This window comes from Microbulbifer halophilus (assembly GCF_026183675.1).
GTDB classification, from domain to species: domain Bacteria; phylum Pseudomonadota; class Gammaproteobacteria; order Pseudomonadales; family Cellvibrionaceae; genus Microbulbifer; species Microbulbifer halophilus.
This window is the reverse complement of sequence record NZ_JAPIVK010000102.1, coordinates 1-401: the sequence shown is the minus strand read 5'-3', so window position 1 is coordinate 401 and position 401 is coordinate 1. Positions and strand designations below refer to the sequence as shown.

The 401-nt window shown below is 50.1% G+C and carries 1 protein-coding gene; it reads right to left on the bottom strand.

Annotated elements, in window-relative coordinates; genetic code table 11:
- The coding region (gene tnpA, locus OQE62_RS19400) for an IS200/IS605 family transposase (RefSeq protein WP_265723696.1) at nt 1-278 on the bottom strand (278 nt) is incomplete at its 3' end.
- Nucleotides 279-401 lie beyond the last annotated feature (123 nt).

Genomic DNA, 401 nt, shown 5'->3' with positions numbered 1-401 from the left:
TGTTCACGAAATATTCGTATCGCCGACTTCCCCTTCAGAAGCCCTACCGTATTAGCCACGCTGAACTTCGGTGGAATCATCAACAGCATGTGGATGTGATCCCTCATCGCGTAACCCTCTACCAGCTCAACACCCGCCTGGCGGCAAAGATCACGGAATATCGAGCCGATCTCTCTGCGTAAAGTCCCAAATATCGCCTTTTTCCGGTATTTGGGGACAAATACGATGTGATACCTGCAATAATGTTTGACGTGAGCTTGGCTCTGCCAATCTCTCATATGGCCTCCTATTAGAACTTGCCGGTTCTTGGAAGGCCATATTCTCTACCCTGCACGCCTGAACGGCAGAGCCCTGTCGAGTCTCACCGCCAGAGGCGGTGGTTTACCTATGTGTTAATTATT